General features: G+C 39.2%; 24 protein-coding genes and 2 pseudogenes. 2 read left to right on the plus strand and 24 right to left on the minus strand.

From position 1 onward, the window contains the following. Positions 1–197: 197 nt before the first annotated feature. From LJY09_RS22025 to LJY09_RS22120, 20 genes are all read right to left on the minus strand, one after another. The gene (locus LJY09_RS22025) at positions 198–1,094 is read right to left on the minus strand and encodes a polyprenyl synthetase family protein (RefSeq protein WP_028411591.1); all 897 of its coding nucleotides are present in this window, start codon (positions 1,092–1,094) and stop codon (positions 198–200) included. Beyond that, on the minus strand, positions 1,094–1,327 hold the full coding sequence (locus LJY09_RS22030; RefSeq protein ID WP_013059140.1) for an exodeoxyribonuclease VII small subunit: 234 nt from the start codon (positions 1,325–1,327) through the stop codon (positions 1,094–1,096). Before LJY09_RS22030 ends, LJY09_RS22025 begins: the two co-directional genes overlap by 1 nt. A gap of 3 nt (positions 1,328–1,330) precedes the next feature. Further along, a complete protein-coding gene (gene xseA, locus LJY09_RS22035; protein WP_034271010.1) occupies positions 1,331–2,671 on the minus strand; it encodes an exodeoxyribonuclease VII large subunit in 1,341 nt (446 codons plus the stop codon). Between the two features lie 84 nt (positions 2,672–2,755). Next, on the minus strand, positions 2,756–3,148 hold the full coding sequence (gene nusB, locus LJY09_RS22040) for a transcription antitermination factor NusB (protein WP_013059142.1): 393 nt from the start codon (positions 3,146–3,148) through the stop codon (positions 2,756–2,758). Between the two features lie 221 nt (positions 3,149–3,369). Further along, on the minus strand, positions 3,370–3,771 hold the full coding sequence (locus tag LJY09_RS22045; RefSeq protein ID WP_013059143.1) for an Asp23/Gls24 family envelope stress response protein: 402 nt from the start codon (positions 3,769–3,771) through the stop codon (positions 3,370–3,372). A 29-nt stretch (positions 3,772–3,800) separates the two neighbouring features. After that, on the minus strand, positions 3,801–5,153 hold the full coding sequence (accC, locus tag LJY09_RS22050) for an acetyl-CoA carboxylase biotin carboxylase subunit (protein ID WP_028411593.1): 1,353 nt from the start codon (positions 5,151–5,153) through the stop codon (positions 3,801–3,803). Between the two features lie 12 nt (positions 5,154–5,165). Further along, positions 5,166–5,672, minus strand: coding sequence for an acetyl-CoA carboxylase biotin carboxyl carrier protein (accB, locus tag LJY09_RS22055; RefSeq protein ID WP_098112938.1), 507 nt, complete (start codon positions 5,670–5,672; stop codon positions 5,166–5,168). A 352-nt stretch (positions 5,673–6,024) separates the two neighbouring features. Continuing rightward, positions 6,025–6,675, minus strand: a complete 651-nt coding sequence (locus tag LJY09_RS22060; RefSeq protein WP_223268967.1) for a SpoIIIAH-like family protein — start codon at positions 6,673–6,675, stop codon at positions 6,025–6,027. A gap of 7 nt (positions 6,676–6,682) precedes the next feature. Continuing rightward, positions 6,683–7,345: a stage III sporulation protein AG gene (gene spoIIIAG, locus LJY09_RS22065; RefSeq protein WP_028411595.1), complete on the minus strand. Its 663-nt coding sequence runs from the start codon at positions 7,343–7,345 to the stop codon at positions 6,683–6,685. Then, positions 7,342–7,971: a stage III sporulation protein AF gene (gene spoIIIAF, locus LJY09_RS22070; protein ID WP_224980536.1), complete on the minus strand. Its 630-nt coding sequence runs from the start codon at positions 7,969–7,971 to the stop codon at positions 7,342–7,344. The genes spoIIIAG and spoIIIAF overlap by 4 nt, the downstream gene beginning before the upstream one ends. After that, positions 7,968–9,152, minus strand: a complete 1,185-nt coding sequence (gene spoIIIAE / locus LJY09_RS22075) for a stage III sporulation protein AE (protein WP_013059149.1) — start codon at positions 9,150–9,152, stop codon at positions 7,968–7,970. The genes spoIIIAF and spoIIIAE overlap by 4 nt, the downstream gene beginning before the upstream one ends. A gap of 24 nt (positions 9,153–9,176) precedes the next feature. Next, positions 9,177–9,560, minus strand: a complete 384-nt coding sequence (gene spoIIIAD / locus LJY09_RS22080) for a stage III sporulation protein AD (protein ID WP_013059150.1) — start codon at positions 9,558–9,560, stop codon at positions 9,177–9,179. Positions 9,561–9,580: 20 nt separating this feature from the next. Continuing rightward, positions 9,581–9,787 carry a stage III sporulation protein AC gene (gene spoIIIAC, locus LJY09_RS22085; protein WP_013059151.1) on the minus strand — a complete coding sequence of 69 codons (207 nt, stop codon included), beginning with the start codon at positions 9,785–9,787 and terminating at the stop codon, positions 9,581–9,583. Positions 9,788–9,806: 19 nt separating this feature from the next. After that, the gene (gene spoIIIAB / locus LJY09_RS22090) at positions 9,807–10,319 is read right to left on the minus strand and encodes a stage III sporulation protein SpoIIIAB (protein ID WP_028411597.1); all 513 of its coding nucleotides are present in this window, start codon (positions 10,317–10,319) and stop codon (positions 9,807–9,809) included. A 6-nt stretch (positions 10,320–10,325) separates the two neighbouring features. Continuing rightward, positions 10,326–11,273 (minus strand): stage III sporulation protein AA, encoded by a 948-nt coding sequence (spoIIIAA, locus tag LJY09_RS22095; RefSeq protein WP_028411598.1) that lies wholly within the window; start codon positions 11,271–11,273, stop codon positions 10,326–10,328. 65 nt (positions 11,274–11,338) lie between these two features. Further along, complete coding sequence (locus LJY09_RS22100) at positions 11,339–11,620, minus strand: YqhV family protein (RefSeq protein WP_028411599.1); 282 nt, start codon at positions 11,618–11,620, stop codon at positions 11,339–11,341. Between the two features lie 138 nt (positions 11,621–11,758). Further along, positions 11,759–12,316 carry an elongation factor P gene (gene efp, locus LJY09_RS22105; protein ID WP_013059155.1) on the minus strand — a complete coding sequence of 186 codons (558 nt, stop codon included), beginning with the start codon at positions 12,314–12,316 and terminating at the stop codon, positions 11,759–11,761. 19 nt (positions 12,317–12,335) lie between these two features. Further along, positions 12,336–13,394: a M24 family metallopeptidase gene (locus tag LJY09_RS22110; RefSeq protein WP_155010548.1), complete on the minus strand. Its 1,059-nt coding sequence runs from the start codon at positions 13,392–13,394 to the stop codon at positions 12,336–12,338. Position 13,395: 1 nt separating this feature from the next. After that, on the minus strand, positions 13,396–13,833 hold the full coding sequence (gene aroQ, locus LJY09_RS22115) for a type II 3-dehydroquinate dehydratase (protein ID WP_013059157.1): 438 nt from the start codon (positions 13,831–13,833) through the stop codon (positions 13,396–13,398). A gap of 121 nt (positions 13,834–13,954) precedes the next feature. Next, on the minus strand, positions 13,955–14,491 hold the full coding sequence (locus LJY09_RS22120; RefSeq protein ID WP_028411601.1) for a YqhR family membrane protein: 537 nt from the start codon (positions 14,489–14,491) through the stop codon (positions 13,955–13,957). A 313-nt stretch (positions 14,492–14,804) separates the two neighbouring features. Here LJY09_RS22120 and LJY09_RS22125 point away from each other — a divergent pair, with 313 nt between their 5' ends. Both LJY09_RS22125 and LJY09_RS22130 read left to right on the plus strand, forming a co-directional pair. Next, the gene (locus LJY09_RS22125; RefSeq protein WP_014458240.1) at positions 14,805–15,761 is read left to right on the plus strand and encodes a DUF1385 domain-containing protein; all 957 of its coding nucleotides are present in this window, start codon (positions 14,805–14,807) and stop codon (positions 15,759–15,761) included. A 48-nt stretch (positions 15,762–15,809) separates the two neighbouring features. After that, positions 15,810–16,208, plus strand: coding sequence for an SA1362 family protein (locus LJY09_RS22130; protein WP_013059160.1), 399 nt, complete (start codon positions 15,810–15,812; stop codon positions 16,206–16,208). 30 nt (positions 16,209–16,238) lie between these two features. Here LJY09_RS22130 and LJY09_RS22135 read toward each other — a convergent pair whose 3' ends face one another. The 4 genes and pseudogenes from LJY09_RS22135 to LJY09_RS22150 form a co-directional block, all read right to left on the minus strand. Next, positions 16,239–17,120: a patatin-like phospholipase family protein gene (locus LJY09_RS22135; protein WP_028411603.1), complete on the minus strand. Its 882-nt coding sequence runs from the start codon at positions 17,118–17,120 to the stop codon at positions 16,239–16,241. A 102-nt stretch (positions 17,121–17,222) separates the two neighbouring features. After that, positions 17,223–17,654 carry a transcriptional regulator MntR gene (mntR, locus tag LJY09_RS22140; RefSeq protein ID WP_013085004.1) on the minus strand — a complete coding sequence of 144 codons (432 nt, stop codon included), beginning with the start codon at positions 17,652–17,654 and terminating at the stop codon, positions 17,223–17,225. A 285-nt stretch (positions 17,655–17,939) separates the two neighbouring features. Continuing rightward, positions 17,940–19,709 (minus strand): annotated as a pseudogene (locus LJY09_RS22145) (vitamin B12-dependent ribonucleotide reductase); the annotation flags it as partial. A 381-nt stretch (positions 19,710–20,090) separates the two neighbouring features. After that, positions 20,091–20,879 (minus strand): annotated as a pseudogene (locus LJY09_RS22150) (ribonucleotide reductase N-terminal alpha domain-containing protein); the annotation flags it as partial. Positions 20,880–20,904 lie beyond the last annotated feature (25 nt).

The raw sequence follows: 20,904 nt of genomic DNA on the forward strand, positions 1-20,904 counted from the left end.
AACCAGTGATATTCAAAGGAAAATAGTGAAAAAATAGCCGCTAACACAAATGTGATAACGGCCACCAAGATATTGTATATGTCTTTCAAACCTATGCACTACGCTTTTATACAGTAGTAAAATCATTATAGCATAGCCCCTATTGGGACTCAATCTTATTTTACTGTATCACTCAAAAAACCTGACAGAAATCGTCATTAACTATCACGTTTTGCTATATATAAACAAATTTCTTCTAGTAATCCGTGCTTAATTTGAGCTTGACGTAACGAGAGAAGTGCTTGTTCAACATGATACTGTAACTTTTCTTTGGCCGCTTCCATACCTAATAAAGAAGGATATGTCGTTTTTTCATTTTCTGTATCACTGCCAATTGGCTTTCCTAACTTTTCTTCAGACCCTTCCACATCCAAGATATCATCTTGAATTTGAAACGCTAACCCTACATGCTTACTGAATTCTTCTAATAATTCTTGCTGTAGAGGCGTAGCTTTTGCAAGAATTGCTCCTGCTTTTACACAGAATCCTAGCAGCTTCCCCGTTTTATGAAGATGAATATATTCAAGCTCATCTAGCGTGAGCTGCTTTTTTTCACCTTCCATATCTGCAACCTGTCCGCTGATCATACCTTCTGTTCCGCTTGCTTTTACCAGTTCTGTAATGAGCTGAAGTTTCATATGTGATGTAATTTCAGGATGTACCGCTTCAGAAATGAGCTGAAAGCTATTTGTTAAAAGAGCATCTCCAGCTAATATAGCCGTTGCTTCGCCGTACACCTTGTGATTTGTCGGTTTACCTCTTCTTAAGTCGTCATCATCCATACTAGGTAAATCATCATGAATGAGCGAATATGTATGAATCATTTCCACTGCACAGGCTGTTTCTAGTCCGATGCTCTCGTCTTTTCCAAATGCATGTAGCGTTGCAAACAACAGCACTGGGCGAAGTCGCTTTCCTCCTGCCGTAAGCGAGTAAAGCATGGATTCCTTTAAGTTAACCGGAGCATGTAATGCCTTTACCACTTCAGGCAAGCGTGTTTCTACTCGATCTTTTGTAAAAGAAATATACTCTTTTAAATTCATTTCATTCACCATCACTCTTCCTCCTGTACCGAGAATGGCTCAAGCGTTCCGTCTTCACGTAAAATAGTTTCCATTTGCTTTTCAATATGCTGAAGACGATCGTGACAGAATTTTGAAAGAGTCATTCCTTCTTGGAATTGTTGAATTGCTTCTTCTAAAGGCACGTCGCCTTCTTCTAGCTTGTTTACGATGGTTTCTAACTGCTCCATCGCCTCTTCAAACGTATACTCTTTATTTGTCGCCATTTTTCATCGCTCCTCTATTTTCGAAACTTCACACTGCAACTGTCCATCGGTCAAACGAACGTTTACCACATCACCTTTGGATACTTGTTTGGTTGATTTAATTAACTCTTTTTCTTTATCGTATACTAAGCTGTAGCCTCTTTCCATTGTTTTTAATGGACTAAGCGTATGTAATTTTGACGTTGCCGTGGCAAATAAAAGCTGTTTTTGCTTTAGCAGCTGCTGCATCTCTTTTGTCAGCATTTTCGTCAGCTGCTGTTGACGGTCTGCCGCTTTCGTTAACTGATGCTCGGGGTGATTGCGCAACAAAGCGGCTGTTAGCTGCTCGTAGTTCGTCCGTTTATGCTCAATGTACCTTCTACCTTCACGATAAAAACGCTCCATCAGCTGATCTAACTGCTGCTCTTTTTGCTCGACCAACTTTTGAGGGTAACGAAAAGCATATGATTTCTGAGATCGTTCAAGCCTGCGGCTACTAGACTGAAGCATCTCTTTCATCGAACGAAGAAGACGGATATTTCGCTGAGTCAATCTTTCTGTAATTTCACTGATATGAGGTACGGCCAGCTCCGCAGCACCCGTTGGAGTAGGGGCTCGCAAATCTGCTACAAAGTCTGCAATTGTAAAATCGGTTTCATGTCCAACCGCTGAAATAACGGGAATAGTAGAAGTGAAAATTGCACGAGCTACGCTTTCTTCGTTAAACGCCCAAAGCTCTTCAATTGACCCGCCGCCGCGGCCGACAATTAATACGTCTGCTTCTTTACGACGGTTTGCTTCTTCAATTGCCTTGATGATAGACGGTGCCGCATTCACTCCTTGAACAAGAGCGGGCATAACAATAATGTTCGCGTTATATCTGCGCTTTAATGTCGTAATAATATCACGTACGGCGGCTCCAGTAGGAGATGTAATCACACCTATTGTTGTTGGATACTTCGGAAGTTTTCGTTTTCTAGCATGATCAAACAAGCCTTCTTTTTCCAGCTTTTTTTTCAGCTGTTCGTAGGCCAAGTATAAGTTTCCAACGCCGTCAGGCTGCATTTCTTTTACGTACATTTGATAATTTCCGCTTGGTTCATAAACCGAAATTTCAGCTCGAATCAGTACATTCATTCCTTCTTCAGGCTGAAAATTAAGCTGACGGTTATGCCCAGCAAACATAACGGCTGCGATACGAGCATTTTGATCTTTTAAGGTGAAATACATATGTCCTCGACTATGACGTTTAAAGTTAGAAATTTCTCCTTTAATCCATACATCTTGCATGTGAGGGTCTACGTCAAACTTGCGCTTGATGTATCGTGTAAGAGCCGTAACGGTTAGATAACGCACTTCACTCATCATTTTGCCTCCTTTGCAGTCACCCTCTCCCCTTTATATAAAGGAGAGAAGCATTTTAGTCACTTGATTTGGCAAGATGAACGTTTATTTAGATAAAGTTGTTAACACTTTAGACAATACGCCGTTGATAAACTTGCTTGATTGATCATCGCCAAATGTTTTTGCTAATTCAATCGCTTCATTTAACGTAACGCTCGTAGGAATTTCTTCTTCATACTTCATTTCGTATACGGCAATACGCAGGATTACGCGGTCTACAGTAGCTACGCGGTCTAACGTCCATTTTTCTAAATGATTGCGTAAAAGTTCATCAATTTCTTGCTGATGCTCAACTACACCTAGCACAAGACTTTCTAAAAATTGATCAGACTTTTCGTTTTGTACAACATTTCCGATTGCCTCCATTGGCTCGGTTTGCCCTAAATCATGCTGAAATAGTGCTTGTAATGCTTTTTGGCGTGCTGTATGTCTTTTCATTATTTTTGCTCCTTTATTTATCTTCTTCAACTAGTATACCTAGATAATAGCATAGTTTATGAAACGATACTTGATTGTTCTTATACGAAGTTTGTAGAACACGAAAAAGACCGTCTTTATGACGAGACAGTCTTTTTCACTTTACCATAGCTTGTGTTGAAAAGGAACAAGTAATCATACGTTATTCCATTTTAGCAACAGCCGTTAGGTAAACGTTTGTTTTATTCAACTTCTTCAATATCAGTTTTTTGCGTATCAAACTGAATCCCTACGATATGAATGTTTACTTCATCGAGATCAATAGCTGTCATATTTTTAAGGGCTTGACGAATGTTATCTTGTACTTGCTGCGCTACGTTTGGAATAGACACACCAAACTTCATCATACAAAACACGTCTACTTTTATCCCGTTTTCTGTTAAGTCCACTTTTACACCTTTACCGTGGTTTTTCTTTCCTAGTTTCTCCACAACGCCAGCTGCAAAATTTCCTCTCATTGCAGAAACGCCTTCTACTTCAGAAGCAGCAATACCCGCAATGACTTCAATAACCTCAGGAGCAATTTCTACTTTGCCAAGAGAATTTGGGTGTTCTTCCATTTCTAATACATGATTTTCATTCATGTACAGCACCTCCTATAGTTTATATTATACTAAGAATTCATTACGTCATATAGCTCAAGAAACTTCGTGTTGAATTCACCGCTAACAAATTTTTCATGATTTAATAGCTTTTGGTGAAAAGGAATAGTGGTCGCAACGCCATCGATAACAAATTCATCTAACGCGCGCTTCATTCGTTCAATAGCTTCCTCACGAGTTGGCGCATGAACAATCAATTTAGCCACCATTGAATCATAGTAAGGTGGGATTGCATAGCCCGGATATGCAGCAGAGTCTACGCGCACTCCGTAGCCACCTGGCGGCAAGTACATTTGAATCGTACCTGGTGATGGCATAAAGTTTTTCTCTGGGTTTTCTGCGTTGATTCGGCACTCAATTGCCCATCCGTTAAACGTCACTTCTTCTTGCGTAAACGGTAAAGTTTCACCATTTGCCACGTTGATTTGTTCTTTAATTAAGTCAACTCCTGTCACCATCTCTGTAACAGGATGTTCTACTTGGATACGCGTATTCATTTCCATGAAGTAAAATTTGTTTTCACGATAATCATAAATGAATTCCACGGTTCCGGCTCCTGTGTAATTAACGGCTTGAGCGGCTTTAACAGCAGCGTCGCCCATTAATTCACGCGTTTTTTCGTCCAACGCTGGAGAAGGCGTTTCTTCAATTAATTTTTGAAGACGGCGTTGAATCGAGCAATCACGCTCTCCTAAATGTACAGTATTTCCATGAGAATCAGCCAACACTTGGATCTCAACGTGACGGAAATCCTCAATGAACTTTTCAATGTACACACCAGGGTTACCGAAAGCTGTAGCAGCTTCTTGCTGCGTAATTGTAATACCTTTAATAAGCTCTTGTTCATTTTTCGCAACGCGGATTCCTTTTCCTCCGCCTCCTGCCGTTGCTTTAATAATAACAGGATAGCCAATATCATTAGCGATTGACATACCGTCTTCCACTGACTCTACAATTCCAGTGGAACCAGGAACAATTGGAACACCCGCTTCACGCATCGTTTCTCTCGCTACGTCTTTTGTTCCCATTTTGTTAATGGCTTCAGGACTTGGTCCTACAAATGTAACGTTACACTCTCTGCATAGCTCTGCAAAATCAGCGTTTTCAGCTAAAAAGCCGTATCCAGGGTGAATAGCGTCACAGCCCGTTAGCATCGCAACACTCATAATGTTTGTAAAGTTTAAATAGCTGTCTTTAGATGACGTTGGTCCAATACAATACGCTTCGTCTGCTAATTGTACATGCAAAGAATCGCGATCAGCTTGAGAATGAACAGCTACTGATTCTACACCTAACTCTTTACACGCTCGAATAATTCGAACCGCAATTTCTCCTCGATTCGCAATTAATAGCTTTTTAATCATATTTACCGCTCCTTATTCAGGCTTTACTAAGAAAAGAGGTTGACCGTATTCTACAAGTTGTCCATTTTCAACTAATACGTCAACGATTTCACCTTTAACTTCTGCTTCGATTTCATTAAATAATTTCATTGCTTCTACGATACATACAACCGAATCTTTTTGTACTTTATCTCCAGGCGTTACGTATACATCTGTTTCTGGCGATGATGACGCATAGAATGTCCCTACCATCGGAGATGTAATTTTATGTAAGCTTTCATCAACCGCTGGGGCCGCTTGTTCTTCTTTTGGCTGTGCAGACTGTGCTGCCGGGGCTGGCGCTGGAGCCGCTGCTGCCTGCGGTGCAGGTGCTGCTGCTTGTTCAGGTGCCGAAACCACTACTTGCTGCGCTTGTTTGGAAACAATTGCGTCTTTTTTCTTCATCTTGATTTTGGAGCCTTCGTGCTCATAGGTGAACTCCTCGATTGATGATTGATCAACTAGTTTAATGATCTCACGGATCTCTTGAATTTTTAACATATTGAACACTCCTACCTCATGAAAATAGAATTCTCTACAATGTTAATAATACGATAAATGGCTACAGCCATTCAATTCGTTTGGCAAACATTAAAAAGAAGTTCCACTTACTCTATAATAACTTTTTAGCGTTATTGTTTTATAAATGGAAACATAGCTTTACAGATGACAATACTTATGAAAACATTTGTCACCTAGTACTAATATAAGATTATGAAACCTATTATAACCGAAGTAAAAAAAGAAAGCCATGTTAAAATTTTTCCCGTCTCGCTTAGATTTTAGTCATTTCATAAAAAAAGAAGTGTAAACAACCCCAATTTGCGGCTGTTTTACACTTCTTTTATTCCCTTTATTTAGTTGGCTGAAACTCTACCGCTACTTCTTTTGGACCCATTTCTTTTTTGACTAGCTGAATGATTTGATTGGCTTTTGTTTTTGAGTGTTTTTCTGTCTTAACGGTAATTTGCACTTGTTTTCCATCTGCTCTTACTAGCGCGTCGCTGTATCCTTTTGCTTTAATTAATGTTTCCAGCGTTGCTTCTTTTTCCCCGAGCTTTGATAATTCATCGATTTTATCCATCGCTTTGCTTACTTCTGCAGGCGTTACATTTTTTGATGCCGCTACTTCCTGATACTCTTCTTTCAGCTGACTTCTTTCATCATTTAATTCCAAGCGGAGCGCCGTAAATAGCTCGTCGCTATCTGTGCTTGATACAACCGCTGATTCTTTTGCATTTTTAGCCGTTTCCTTTTTTACATCTTCTGCTGAGCCTTCGGTTTTTGAATCTTCTTTTGTTCCTGATTTCTCATCTGCCTGTTGTTTTGTATCTTCTGCAGGAGCCTTGTCATCAGCCTGTTTTTCGCTTTGTTTTTCATTGTCTACTAGCGCAACATTACTCTGAGGATTTTCTGGCGTTGTCATATAGTACACCGATAACACAACAACTAAACTTAACATTGTTAATAACCAAACCGTTTGCTTTTTTAATAACATATTCATTTCCCCCTCATCCTTTTTTCGCTAATACTGCTACTCTATGACTTGGTATATCGAGCGCTCTTGTCACGGCTTCAATAATAGATTTCTTTACCTCGATATTATCAGCTCCTTTAGCGACAACTAACACACCTCTGACTTTTGGCTTTTCGGTTTTGACTACAACAGGCTTTTCTTGTTCTCCACTTCTTACAATGACCAGCTGTTCATCTGTTGAGGAATCTTCAACTTTACGAGTCCCTCCTTCACGGTCCGTCTCGTTGGTCGTTTGCGATTTTGTCACGCTGTTTTTTTCATATATTTTGGATTCTGTTGCATCTAGGTTCACAATTACTTTTACCTTACTTACGCCTCTAACTTGATCTAAAATATCTTTCAATTCTTCCTCATACCGCTCTTCATAACCTGTCATCGTTGTTGTCTTTTTGGAGCTAAAAGCGGGAATATCTTGTGATACGGGTGGTGCGCTGGTTTCTTTGCTTGCACTCTTTAATAATCCGCCTGAATTCATAGATGTTGTGAGTGAGTTGCTAAATACCATAAAGATAACGCCTGCAGCTAGTAAAATACCTATATACATTAACTTTGAAGGTTTCTTCGTAGTTGATGACTGTTTAAGTGAAAAGAACCGCTGAAAAAATGATGGGTCACCTTTTTCTGGCTTTTGACTCATTTCGTGTCTCCCTCCTCCATATTCACAACAACTTGGCCTTGTTTTACATCCCATTTTGCTGCTAAATAGTTGGATAATTTCTTGGATTCTGTTGGTTTGTTTGTTTCGATCGGTGTGGAGGTATCAATAGAAATAACTTTCACAGCTGAAACAACCTCGGAATCACCCGATGCTTTTTTACTTACGGCAACTGAAATGGATTTAATATTATCAGCGGTAGGTTCGTCGTTCGGCTTTTTTGTTTCAATGTGAATTCGATCAATTGCTACACCATACTGATCCATCAACTCCTCTTTTACATCTGCCTCCATTTGGACAGCCATTTGTTCTAAAATATATGCACGTTGTGAAGCTTGTATTTCTTTTTTCTGATTTTCTATTGAATTTTCTACCTGTTGATCGGATCGAATAGATGATAAGCTAAGTGATTTCAGCATTTGATTAACATCCACTTTAAAAATTTGAAAAACGGGTGTAATAATAATCAGCATCAAAAGAAGTCCAACCACCAGCTTCGTATACTTTTGAAAACTAGAATTGGGCAACAGTAAATTAATAATGGTAGCTAATAAGATAAAAAGAACGATATTCGTAATCCACGTCGTTAAGGCCTGCAATTTCTTCACCTCACCATCATTGTGACGTTGCTCGCTGTAATGATGACCGTTAAACATAAGAAAAACATAAGCGAGACAACAGCAAGCGCCGCAAAAATATAGATGACGCTTTTGCTGATAATGCTCAAGCAGGAAATAACCGGTCCTCCTCCAATGGGTTGAAGAAGAGCTGCTGCTAGCTTATAGATAAAAGCGAGCGTTAACACTTTAATAGCCGGAAATGCGACGATTAACAGTAAGACTGCTACTCCAGCAATCCCTACTGAATTCTTTAATAGAAGCGAGGCACTGATGACTGTATCAGCCGCATCTGTGAACACACGCCCTACAACAGGTATAAAGTTCCCTGTGACGAACTTTGCCGTTCGAATCGTAATACCGTCAGCAACAGCTGATGTGGCACCTTGGACGGATAGCACACCTAAAAAAACAGTTAGGAATATTCCAAGCACGCCAATGCTTATATTTCTCAACAGCTGAGCAAGCTGTGTAACCTTATGCTCATCTGAAATCGTACTCACAATGCTAAGCAGTGCTGAAAGAAAAAGCAGCGGCATCACTACGTATTGAATAAGCAAACCGCTGGTGTTCATTAAAAACAAAATCATCGGATGAAAAAAGGCTGCCGATACAACTCCTCCTGATGATGCCATTAAGGCAAGCAGCAGCGGCACCAGAGCTAAAATGAATTTGGTCATGGTCTCGATCGCTCCTGTTGCATAAGAAATAGCAATTTGAAAACTATTAAGAGCAATGATGATCAAAACCATATATACAAGCGCATACGCTACTTTACTTACGGTTTGCTGATTAAACGCACTTTGGAGCGTTTGCAAAAACACGCTAAAAACCGTTAGCATAATGAGTGTACCGAGGAGCTTTCCATTCGCTAATACTTCGTGAAATAAAAACTTTACAAGACCTCCTAGCCATTCTTTAAGAGAGAACTCTTTTTCTCCTTTTAAAAAATCGACTAAACTTCCCTTCTGACTCTCGGGTAAAAAGCCGCCGTATTGGGTAATAATATCGTCCCAAAACTGTTTGACTTCATCGATACCGAGCTTATCAATTTGTTCATTGACAAGTTCTTGCTGCTTCGGGGGTTCGGAAGCTTGTACATTTTCTGGAAAGAAAAAAAAGAGGAACAAAAGAAGAGCGAGTATATTCACTTTAAACGTCCACCGCTTCATTTCGTCACCTCATATTAAGTAAAATTAATTGGGCAGCATTGAAATAATCGTTTCAATAATGACCGTCAAAATAGGAATTGCCATGGAGAGAATCAGCACTTTTCCACCTAATTCAATTTTAGAAGCAATGGCACCTTGTCCTGCATCTTTCGTAATTTGAGCACCAAATTCGGCGATATAGGCAATACCAATGATTTTCAAAATGGTTTCCACATAAATCATGTTAACGTGAGCATTGATCGACAGCCGCTCGACCATCTTAATAATCTCGTAGATTTGATCAATTAAAAAAAGAAAGATCACGGATCCCACGAATACGACAAGTAAAAAAGCAATAGGTGATTTATGTTCTTTTAAAATGAGTGCCAAAAATGTCGCTACTAATCCTAAGCCCACAATTTGAAGCATTTCAATGGCAAATCACCCCTCTACCCTTGAAATAAAAAAACCGATTTGATTTTTTGAAATAAGTCCTCCACAATCGAAGCAACCATAAATAAAATATAAATAAAACCGATGAGGGTAACCCAATTCGCGTAATCTTTTTTTCCCATCTGTTCGAGTACGGTGACTAAAAAAGCTACGACGATACCAATCCCAGCAATCTGAAAAATGGTGTTCATATCAATTCCCACATTCAATCCTCCTCCATCGCTACATCAATAGGATGACCAGTAGCAATCCAGATAGAAAGCCTAAACTTTTAACCATTTTTTCATAGCGATTCTGCTTATCAACTGCATCTTGTTCTTCGCGTTCGAGATGGTTCAGCGTCAGCAAAATATGCTTTTGCTGCGAATAACGATCATGCTGACCAAGCGTTTCACCAAATTGTTTTAAGATTTCCAGTTCTCCTGTTTTAAGTGCGGTTTGTTTCCAAAATTGGTCCAACGTCTTTTCCCAAGCTTCCTTGACACTTTCAGTACCTTCTTTTAATTTCATTGAAAATTCACTAAATAAAGAAGCTAAAGGGTTAGGAAGCTGTAGAGATAACAAATGAGCAACTTCTTGAAGAGGCCGGTTGCTATACATAATTTCCGCTTCTAACGACCGAAGAGCCGTTTTTAATTGCCTGAGCTGCCTAGGTCTTTCGCTAAGCTGCTTTGCAAACTCAAATCCTGTGTAAGTGGAAGCAAATAAGATAAAGATGGCACCAAACAGTTTCATACACCATCACCCTTTACTATTTTCAATAAGCGACTTTTCAGCGGTCAATTTCATGGAGTTATAATGCTCATCATAGATAGCCTGAAGTGTTCCAGGACCTCGGCTGTTCGATAGCACAACATACTTTTTAAATACGTGAAGTTTCATTAAAGCTTGCAAAGTGGGACGCTTCATTAAATCGTCAATGTCATACCCATGAACAGTCATAATGACACGAACACCAGCATTAACGGCTTCAAGTACGGCCTTACAATCTTCTTCACTTCCAACTTCATCCACGATCAGTACATCGGGACTCATGGAGCGAATCATCATCATCATGCCTTCAGCTTTCGGACAGCTATCTAATAAATCCATTCTAGATCCGAATGTATGCTGAGGAACCCCTTTAACAGCCCCAGCAATTTCTGATCGTTCATCTACAATCCCTACTTTAAACGGAGGAATCTTAGAGCGCTCTATGCCAGTGCTTATTACTCTGGCTAAATCACGAATCATGGTTGTTTTTCCTGTTTGAGGAGGTCCTATAATAACCGTACTTTGCCAATAGCGATTGTATAAAAAAGGAATAAGCTGATTCGAAATGCCAATCTTTTGTTTAGCAATCCGGATATTAAAGGATGATACATCGCGAATCACACGAACCTGTCCATTTTCCGTTACAACTTTTCCCGCTAGTCCAACCCGGTGTCCGCCTTCAATGGTGACATATCCTTTTTTTAATTCTTCTTCAATCATATAAATCGAAAACTGGCTTAGTTTATTTAAGATAAATAAAGCATCTTCTGCACTTGGAAGATACGATTCGAAATAAGGCTGATTGTTGATTGTAAATTCGACAGGTCTTCCTATGCGCACTCGAATTTCTTCTAGCACATGAGAATGGTTTGTGACATAAAATTCAACAGTCTTTTTTAAATTAGGCGGAAAAATTGCAAGTATTTCGTTTAACATATTCATCCCCTCATATTTGAACTCACTTCAATGTATTATGAGCTTGACCATTTTATGCCTACCTTTTATTTAAAAACACCGATTAAAATGAAGAGCACTCCTATTACAATCATGATTAATTTTCCAAAAGATAATTGATCTGCTACGGACACTAAGCCAATGGTGAAAGAACTCACCATTACAATCGGACCAACAAGCGCTAGCATTCCATTAATCATTAACGCTTTTTTCACATCATTGTTTGTGACAATTAAAATAGCGGCAATAAACTCAATAAATGAAGAAATAAATCGAAGGCACGCCATCGTTAATACCGTACCGTTTAAATGATCCAACCACTGCTTCATAAGCCCCTCCTATATCTCTGCGTTGTTTAGTACAACCTATGCAAAATAAGGAAGGGTTAGCACAAAAAAACACACAAAAAAGGCAGAGAATCATTCTCTGCCTTTTTCGTGTGTTTGCAGCTTGCTTACACGACCGAATTACGCGCGTGATACGTAGCTGCTGTCTGTTGTGTTAATAATTAATACGTCGCCTTCATTTACGAAGAAAGGAACGTTTACTGTTAAACCAGTTTCAACAGTTGCTGGTTTTGTACCGCCAGAAGCTGTGTCACCTTTAATACCAGGTTCAGTTTCTGTTACTTTAAGCTCAACTGTGTTTGGAAGTTCAACACCTAATGTCTCACCTTGATACATCATAATTGCGACTTCCATATTTTCTTTTAAGAATTTTAGCTCATATTCAATTGCACTCGCCGGAAGCTCTAATTGCTCATAAGACTGGTTGTCCATGAATACGTGCTGATCGCCGCTTGCATATAGATATTGCATTTTACGATTATCAATTTGAGCTTTTCCTACCTTTTCACCTGCACGGAACGTTTTTTCTTGCACAGCTCCTGTACGAAGGTTACGTAGTTTTGAGCGAACGAATGCAGCGCCTTTACCAGGCTTTACGTGTTGGAAATCCATTACACGCCAAATACCCCCGTCTACTTCTACTGTCAAACCTGTACGAAAATCATTTACTGAAATCATGAAGAAATCCTCCTACATTTTATAAAATAATGAACTCTTTTGATGAGTGCGATAATGCCTCATTACCTTCTGCTGTGACGATCGTATCATCTTCAATACGAACGCCCCCTAAGTCTGGTATGTAAATACCTGGTTCAACGGTTACAATCATACCTGGCTGCAGTACATCTGTAGATTTCACAGAAAGTGATGGGCCTTCATGTACTTCTAACCCTACGCCGTGACCGGTCGAATGTCCAAAATACTGGCCGTATCCGTGTTCTGTAATATAATCACGCGTTAGCGCATCTGCTTCTTTACCCGTCATACCTGCTTTGATACCGTTCATTCCGTTAAGCTCTGCTTGCAGTACGACATTATAAATTTCTTTTAGCTTATCACTTACTTCACCGACGGCAAATGTTCGTGTGATATCTGAACAGTAACCATTATAGTATGCGCCAAAATCAAGCGTTACAAGTTCCCCTTTTTCAATTACTTTGTCAGAAGCAACACCATGCGGTAAAGCCCCGCGATGCCCTGAAGCAACAATTGTATCAAAAGATGAAGATGTTGCGCCTTGTTTTCTCATAAAGAACTCCAGTTCATTCGATACTTGAAGCTCTGTTAAACCAGGACGAACAAAGGTTAAAATATGTTCATATGCTGCATCTGCTATTTTTGCAGCTTCCTTTAATATCTTAATCTCTGAGTCACTCTTTATCAAGCGTAAGTTTTCGATTGCGTGCGAGATTGGAACAAGTTCCGCTCCGATATGCTTATCAAATAATTGATGCTGTCCATATGTAACATAATTCTGTTCAAAACCAAGCTTTTTAATTCCAAATTGTTTCACTACATTCGCTACTTCTTCTACAATAGGACCCTTGTGCTGAACGATATCAAAACCTTCTGTTTGACTAGTTGCTTGTTCAACATAACGAAAATCTGTTACAAATGCCGCTTTGTCTTCAGAAATGATAACGACACCAGCAGATCCTGTAAAATTGGTCATATAGCGTCTGTTATATTCACTTGTAACGACAACACCGTCTACATTCAACTTTGAAAACTGTTCGCGTAGTTTTTCGATTTTCATTTTATTTCCCCCTTAATTGTAAAAGTGCCTGCAGAGCAAGCTCGTATCCGTATAAACCTAACCCGACAATTTGACCATGCGTAACAGGTGCCGTCACCGAATGGTGGCGAAACTCTTCACGCTTATGTACGTTCGAAATATGCACTTCAATAACAGGAACAGATATACTGGCAATCGCATCTCGAATGGCATAACTGTAGTGAGTAAAAGCACCAGGATTGATCATAATCCCATCAAACTTCTCATCCGCTTCGTGAATCCAGTCGATAATTACACCTTCGTGATTAGACTGTACGCACTCAACTTCTACCCCATGGTCTCTGCCTGCTCGCTGAAGCTTCTCTTCAAGATTTTGAAGATTATCTGTCCCATATACCGCTGGTTCGCGTACGCCTAAACGGTTTAAATTAGGACCGTTTATTACTAAAATCTTATTCATCTTATTTCAACACTCTCCCCTACTACGAACCCTTTATGCAGCTCACTTGTGTGAATTTACATTTTATTTTTCTTTTTAAATCATTATATAGAATATATTAGCATACGTTGGAACATTCACACTACTTATTCGCCGTTTGAAAATCTGTAGATTCATCTTTTGTTTGAAGCTCTGCCGCTTCAAAAGAAATGGAATATCCGATGAATACACCATATAAAATATAAATACAGAGGGATGAAATAATTGTGTTAGCTGGAAGCTCTCCAATTGTTTTCAAGTTAGGAAAGAGCGGATTCAAAACAACGAATACGATTGCCCACCATAATAAGCCGTAAGCAAAACCTATCCAAATTGTTTTAAACTTCTTTAATAGGACGTAGTATAACAACCCGACAACAATAGATAATACCCCTATGAGAAAAATACTGACGATAACACCTATTCCTTTATCCTTCCAATCACCTAATGCCCATGGATCTAAAAGCATATTTGGATTGATAACACTAAAGCTAAACAGATAATTTAAATAGCCAATAAAGCTCCAGAAAACCCCTCCAAAAAAGGAAATAAAGATGGCTTTAAATAAAAAAGATATTTCCTGTTTATGCGTAGGTTGGTTATCCTGTTTTTTTTCATGCTGTTCTTTAGGTTCTGACATATTAATCACCTCTTGATGTAGTATGAACTTTTTTCTCATTTCCTACCGACTCATTTCTAAGTTTTTACGTTTATTACTCTTCCTATACGCAAGAAGGGCGCCTGATATCGCAGAGACATTTTAAAACTACTTCGCACAGAGTTTCATAAACAAATTTTATAAATGAAAGGAAAAAAATTCATATGAAGGGTGTGGAGATGAAAAATATTGGCTAAACTAGATAACATGCATCCGCCTAGAGGTTTATTTGATTTTGCTGTAGAATATAAAATACTAAGAAGTCTAGTCTAGTTAAGTTAGGTTGGTGCCTGAAATGTCTAAATTACAAAAACCTGCGTATGGTGGTCAAGCCGTTATAGAAGGTGTCATGTTCGGTGGCAAACGTATGATGGTGACGGCTATTCGCCGCAAAGATCAATCTATTGATTATTTTCATTCAAAAAGAAAATCAAATTCCGTACTCACTGCTTTAAAAAAAATTCCTTTTTTACGAGGAATTGCTGCTATTGTTGAAGCCAGTGCAAACGGTACGCAGCACTTGAACTTTTCCTCTGAACGCTATGACGTGAATCCAGAAGATGATGCTCAAGTAGCAGCAGAACAACAAAAAGAGAAAAAAGAATCAAAACTATCTTTAATATTTGGCGTTGCAACTATTGGTGTAATATCCTTTCTTTTCGGGAAAGTACTATTTACATTGATTCCTGTGTTTTTAGCACAATTGACACGTCCTGTTTTCACTTCAAGTGTAGCTCAAGTTTTTATTGAAGGAGTATTTAAACTATTATTGCTCCTTGGCTATATTTATGTGATTTCACAAACGCCACTTATTAAACGGGTGTTTCAATATCATGGAGCAGAACACAAGGTCATTAATGCATATGAAAACAATGCTGAACTTACGGTAGAAGCCGTTCAAGCACAATCTCGACTTCATTATCGCTGCGGAAGTAGCTTTATCCTCTTTACCGTAGTTGTAGGAATGTTTGTCTACCTACTAGTTCCAACGGATCCTCTTTGGTTACGAATTGTGGATCGCCTTGCATTAATTCCAGTTGTCCTTGGTTTATCATTTGAAGTGTTACAGTTAACCAATAAAGTTCGTCATGTCCCTCTTCTTCGCTTTTTAGGTTATCCCGGTTTATGGCTTCAGCTTTTAACAACCAAAGAACCAAAAGATGATCAAGTTGAAGTTGCGATTGCTTCATTTAAAGAACTTTTACGCGTTGAAAATGAACTTTCTTCTACCACTGACGAACAAGTTGTCTAATCCACACCGTTTTGCTTTCTTTTTTTACTATTTTAGGAGGTGAACAAAATGAGACGTCCATTCGTGAAACCACTTGTATATGGTCTAATCGGGTTAGGAGTCATTGGCTTTGCATTTACGTTGATTACAGATCCAGCTGTTTTATTACGTCAAGCAGGTTATATTTTTCTGTTTATCATTTTGTTTTACTTAGTTTATCGGTTTATTCTCCGCCCTTCTCAGACAAAAGGTCAAGATAGAGGCTATGTGCGCGCAGTAAAGCAATCGAAACTGCGTCAAAAAGAAAAAGAGCGAGGAAGCAACAAAGTTGATATGCATACGTACCGAAGCTCAAATAAGCGCCCGGTATCCAAATCAACGAAACCGCTAAAGAAAAAGAAAAACAACTCACACTTGACCGTCATCGAAGGTAAAAAAGGAAAAAAGAAAAATAGAGCATTCTTTTAAAAAAACAAGGAGAAAAGCCTCCTTGTTTTTTTAATAGCACCATTTTTTCAAAAATGCCCTTGTACGCTTTTTGCCAAACGCAATCAGCTCTTCCTTCCGTTCTTCTGTGAGGGTAAATTCTGTCGCAAAAACTTGATTAACAGGTAAAAAGATAATATTTTTTTCGTGACGTTTTGAAATATGTCTTGCATCGTGCGCATCTTTCATCGTCTCAAAAAGCGCACTGAATAAACCAACGGCATTTTTAATTTTATTCCGTTCTCTCTCTTCGTCCTTCGGACTCAGCTTCACACCAATTACCGGTCGTTTCTTCAAACTTTTATCATCATCAAATAAAAAAATTGGAAAGTTGCTTAACACTCCCCCGTCGACTATTAAACTGCTTGGAGTAGATTTTAATTTAACCGGCTCAAAAAAATATGGAATGCTGCAGCTCATCCGAACGGCTCTTGCTACAGAAAAACGATTCGGATCAATGTGATATTTAGGCAAATCATCTGGAAGAACAAGCATCGTACTGTTGGTTAAATCTGACGCAATAATACGCAGCGACTGATCAGGCAAATCAGCAAATGTACGAATTCCTCTGCTCCGCAACTTCTCAGCAATCCACTTTTCAAGCCTTTCTCCTTTATATAATCCCATTTTCCAATATAAAAACAGCCATTTTGTCAAGCTCGATGGTAAAAAGGACATTCTTTGATCTAGGAAAGAAGATAACTCAATTTCATTCATCATTTCAACGATTTCTTCACTTGTATAACCAGCTGCTACAAATGCACAAATAATGGAACCCGCACTCGTTCCCGCTAACCGCCGAAAAATAAAGCCTTTTTCTTCTAGAGCTTGTAACGCACCAATCAGTGCAAGCCCTTTAATACCGCCACCTGAAAATACTCCGTCGACGTACACAGCCTCTCCTCCAAACTACCTACTCTACATTTGTAGTCGACTCAGCAACAAGTTATGATAAAAAGAAAAAAAGCAGTGACGCTATTGGCCGCTGCTTTTTCCTTATAATTTTTGCTCTTCTTCATTTCGTTTCTGTACATTGCGAAGATCTTGAATACGGTTATGATTTTCTTCAAAGTATTGAACCAAGTCCCCAATTCGATCAATGGAATTCCAGCTTAAATGATGTTCAATTCCTTCTACGTCATCATAAATATTCTTCTCATCTACGCCAATGATTCGCAATAGCTGCTCTAAGAGCTCGTGGCGATAAACAAGACGTTTTCCAATCTTCTGTCCCTTAGCTGTTAAAACAAGGCCTCGATATTTTTCATAAATTAAGTACTCATCTTTGTCTAGTTTTTGAACCATCTTTGTTACAGATGAGGGGTGAACCGCCAATGCATCAGCAATATCAGACACTCGAGCGTATCCTTTATCTTCAATTAGCATATATATTTGTTCAATATAATCTTCCATACTCGGTGTAGGCATGAAATCTCCCCCAATTAATATTATGTATTGCTAATAATAAGTCATAAATGTCTGTTTCTTATAGTGATATCGTGTTCATGTTTGATAATCTATGTGAAAAAAACGTGTAAATAAAGCGATGTCATAAGATAAAACTGGATAAAAGACATTCAATTAAAATCATACTACAATGCTTATTCAAATACAAGAACCGTTCTCTCCCGCTTCTTATTTATGCCCCATTTTCATACATAATAAAAGCCGACTCACTTGAGTCAGCTTTTACTAGTCAATCATGATTAAAAATTAAAGGCCGCATTTCAGCTGTGCACCACAGTTTGTACATGTGTTGCATCCGCCCATTTCCTCTACCGTTCCTTGACGGCAAACCGGACACGTATTACCTACTTCAGAACCGATTGTTACATCAGTTGAACGAATTTCATTAATTGTATCAACTAACACAACGTGTGGTTTTGTTTCTTCTTTTGGCGCTTCAATTTCTTCATCAAATGTATTTTCTTCTGCTTTTAGCGTTAAGACTTGTGCATCACGGCTTCCGTCTACGTACACCGTACCGCCTTTTGCTCCGCCTTTATACAGACGCTCGTACACTTTTTGAACTTGCTCTACCGTGTAACCACGAGGAGCGTTTACTGTTTTACTAATTGAGCTATCAATCCAGCGCTGAATCACACATTGCACGTCCGCGTGAGCTTGTGGTGCAAGTTCCATAGCTGAAATGAACCATTCAGGAAGATTGTTTGGATCTGCTTCTGGATGCTGATCTAAATACTCTTGAACGATATCAGCTTTCACTTCAATAAACTTACCTAAACGACCGCTTCGGAAGTATGAGAATGAGAAATAAGGTTCAAGACCCGTTGATACTCCAACCATCGTTCCAGTACTGCCTGTTGGCGCTACTGTTAATAAATGAGAGTTTCGGATACCGTGCTCTTTAATGTTTTCACGAATATCTTCAGGCATTTTTTTCATGAAGCCTGTATTTGTGAATGCTTCACGTAAAGAAGCCGTTTCAGCATCTGTTTCGCCCACTAAGAACGGGAAGCTTCCTTTTTCTTTTCCAAGCTCTACAGACGCGCGGTAAGCCGTCGTGGCAATTGTTTCAAACACTTTATCTACTAACTCATTGCCTTTGTCAGAGCCGTATTCTGTTTCACAATAAATAAGAAGATCGTGAAGACCCATTACACCAAGACCAACGCGGCGTTCGCCAAGCGCTTGCTTTTGGTTCTCTTCTAAGAAATAAGGAGTTGCATCAATAACGTTATCTTGCATTCTAACGCCCGTTTCAACCGTTTGACGTAGCTTTTCAAAGTTAACTGTTTTTGTTTCTTTATCTGCCATTTGCGCTAAGTTAACAGCAGCTAAGTTACAAACAGAGAATGGTGCAAGTGGTTGTTCACCACATGGATTCGTTGCAACAACGTGCTGACCATATGCTTGAGCATTTGTCATGTCATTGGCATTGTCGAAGAAGAAAATGCCTGGTTCAGCTGAGTACGTTGCACAAATATTAATTAAGTTCCATAGCTCTTTTGCACGGATAGTACGGTACGTACGAACTTTGTTTCCTTGTTTTGCCCACTCGCGCACGTCGCCTACTTCGTGCCAGTTTTCATTGTAGTTAGCCATTTCTTCTTTTGAATAGCTTTCTACGTCTGGGAAGCGAAGTTCGTATTCACCGTCGTTTTCAACAGCATCCATAAAATCTTTTGTTAAGCATACAGAAATGTTTGCTCCTGTTAAAAACTCTGAGTTATGAACGCTGTACGTCCCGCCTGTTTGCAGCTTTTCTTCTGCATCTTTAATGATTTTTTCGTTGAATCCACCAAGGCCAGGAATTTGTTTATAGTTAATGATTCCTTGGTACATTGCTTCTTCAGACTCTGTTAGCGGCGTGAACTTCAATTTATCTTGAGCGTGCTTTTTAATCATTTCGTCATTTGTGTTTTCAATTAAGAAACGTAAAATGCGAGGGTTTTGCATTTTAGAAATAATAAACTCTACAATGTCAGGATGCCAGTCGGCAAGCATGATCATTTGAGCCCCCAATTTGTTACTCTTCGTTAAGAAGGGTACGGTCATTTCTGCCGTACTCTTACACTTTCATGTAAGATCAGACTATATCATCAAAGAAGAAAATCCCTTTGTCTCGTGCCCCATAGCGACGTTGCCGTTTGCTATGGTTTACTCCTTCCTTTGCTTCCATCATAACACCTACTTTATTCACTAAAGTTTTATTGCATTAGAACTTTTAGGAAGTTTCAATAGTCGTTGAACCTTTATCTTCGTTTCCAAAGACACTTGGCTGCTGATTGCCCAATCTTTCCTCTTTTCTAACCATCACGCTCATCGTTGCCGATCACGTTGTGGTGAAGAAAGCTCTAAGGGTGTTCCAGCAATTCACGAGATTACGTCGCCGGTTTGTTAACGACGTGACCCACCTTGCTCAACAAGATGCGTCAGTTTAGCAATATCATCTAACCATGAAACTGAACCAGATGATTTGCCGTTTACACCGCGAGCCAGCGTGTTGCGCGGGCGAAGAGTTGAACCATTCGTTCCAACACCGCCTCCGCGGCTCATGATTTCCATTACTTGTTTGCGGTGTTCTGAAATACCTTCACGTGAATCTTTTACATAAGGCATTACGTAACAGTTAAAGTAAGTTACGTCCGTGTCAGCACCTGCACCGTAAAGAACGCGGCCAGCGGGTACAAAGTTTAGCTGAACAAGCTCTTGATAGAACTTTTCAAACCACTCTTTGCGCTTTTCTTCTGTTTTTTCCACAGAAGCTAAGCCTGTTGCATTACGTTTTGCAATTTGCTCATAGAAGACCTCTAGAGGTTTTTCAATGACATCTAAAGAACGAGTAATTAACCCATTTTCTGCTTCTTCAGGTGATAAAGCTCCTCTAAACTCATCTTCTACCTTGACAACAGCGGTTTTTTGCTCAAAATTAATGCTTTCCACATAGCCAAGTCCTCGTGCTGGAAATTTTGGGTCTTCCTTTACAGTTAGAACAACAAAATCTCCTTCTGATAACGTTAATTTTTCCGTATCTTTAAACGCATAGCGGTCTAACATTACCAATCTTGAAACACCTTTATGAGTTAACTTCATATCCGGTGTAATCGGATGTACTTGCGGAAAGCGTTCAATATCTGAATTGAGCTTTTCAACATTCATATTCACTTTTTGATTTAACAAAACAGTCATTCTCACAACTCCTTACCTATCGAAC

This window comes from Priestia sp. J2 (assembly GCF_020790095.1).
In the GTDB taxonomy this organism is placed as follows: domain Bacteria; phylum Bacillota; class Bacilli; order Bacillales; family Bacillaceae_H; genus Priestia; species Priestia zanthoxyli.

Excerpts from the sequence above, each read along its gene's own strand:
- LJY09_RS22130 (WP_013059160.1), top strand. The coding sequence starts at position 15,810 with ATGAGACGTCCATTCGTGAAACCACTTGTATATGGTCTAATCGGGTTA.
- accC (WP_028411593.1), bottom strand. The coding sequence starts at position 5,153 with ATGATTAAAAAGCTATTAATTGCGAATCGAGGAGAAATTGCGGTTCGA.
- efp (WP_013059155.1), bottom strand. The coding sequence starts at position 12,316 with ATGATTTCAGTAAATGATTTTCGTACAGGTTTGACAGTAGAAGTAGAC.
- LJY09_RS22110 (WP_155010548.1), bottom strand. The coding sequence starts at position 13,394 with ATGAAAATCGAAAAACTACGCGAACAGTTTTCAAAGTTGAATGTAGAC.
- LJY09_RS22100 (WP_028411599.1), bottom strand. The coding sequence starts at position 11,620 with ATGAAGCAGTGGTTGGATCATTTAAACGGTACGGTATTAACGATGGCG.
- LJY09_RS22045 (WP_013059143.1), bottom strand. The coding sequence starts at position 3,771 with ATGAATGAAAATCATGTATTAGAAATGGAAGAACACCCAAATTCTCTT.
- spoIIIAG (WP_028411595.1), bottom strand. The coding sequence starts at position 7,345 with ATGAGTCAAAAGCCAGAAAAAGGTGACCCATCATTTTTTCAGCGGTTC.
- spoIIIAB (WP_028411597.1), bottom strand. The coding sequence starts at position 10,319 with ATGAAACTGTTTGGTGCCATCTTTATCTTATTTGCTTCCACTTACACA.
- spoIIIAE (WP_013059149.1), bottom strand. The coding sequence starts at position 9,152 with ATGAAGCGGTGGACGTTTAAAGTGAATATACTCGCTCTTCTTTTGTTC.
- LJY09_RS22025 (WP_028411591.1), bottom strand. The coding sequence starts at position 1,094 with ATGGTGAATGAAATGAATTTAAAAGAGTATATTTCTTTTACAAAAGAT.
- nusB (WP_013059142.1), bottom strand. The coding sequence starts at position 3,148 with ATGAAAAGACATACAGCACGCCAAAAAGCATTACAAGCACTATTTCAG.
- mntR (WP_013085004.1), bottom strand. The coding sequence starts at position 17,654 with ATGCCTACACCGAGTATGGAAGATTATATTGAACAAATATATATGCTA.
- LJY09_RS22060 (WP_223268967.1), bottom strand. The coding sequence starts at position 6,675 with ATGAATATGTTATTAAAAAAGCAAACGGTTTGGTTATTAACAATGTTA.
- aroQ (WP_013059157.1), bottom strand. The coding sequence starts at position 13,833 with ATGAATAAGATTTTAGTAATAAACGGTCCTAATTTAAACCGTTTAGGC.
- accB (WP_098112938.1), bottom strand. The coding sequence starts at position 5,672 with ATGTTAAAAATTCAAGAGATCCGTGAGATCATTAAACTAGTTGATCAA.
- xseA (WP_034271010.1), bottom strand. The coding sequence starts at position 2,671 with ATGAGTGAAGTGCGTTATCTAACCGTTACGGCTCTTACACGATACATC.
- LJY09_RS22125 (WP_014458240.1), top strand. The coding sequence starts at position 14,805 with ATGTCTAAATTACAAAAACCTGCGTATGGTGGTCAAGCCGTTATAGAA.
- spoIIIAD (WP_013059150.1), bottom strand. The coding sequence starts at position 9,560 with ATGCTTCAAATTGTGGGCTTAGGATTAGTAGCGACATTTTTGGCACTC.
- LJY09_RS22120 (WP_028411601.1), bottom strand. The coding sequence starts at position 14,491 with ATGTCAGAACCTAAAGAACAGCATGAAAAAAAACAGGATAACCAACCT.
- LJY09_RS22030 (WP_013059140.1), bottom strand. The coding sequence starts at position 1,327 with ATGGCGACAAATAAAGAGTATACGTTTGAAGAGGCGATGGAGCAGTTA.
- spoIIIAA (WP_028411598.1), bottom strand. The coding sequence starts at position 11,273 with ATGTTAAACGAAATACTTGCAATTTTTCCGCCTAATTTAAAAAAGACT.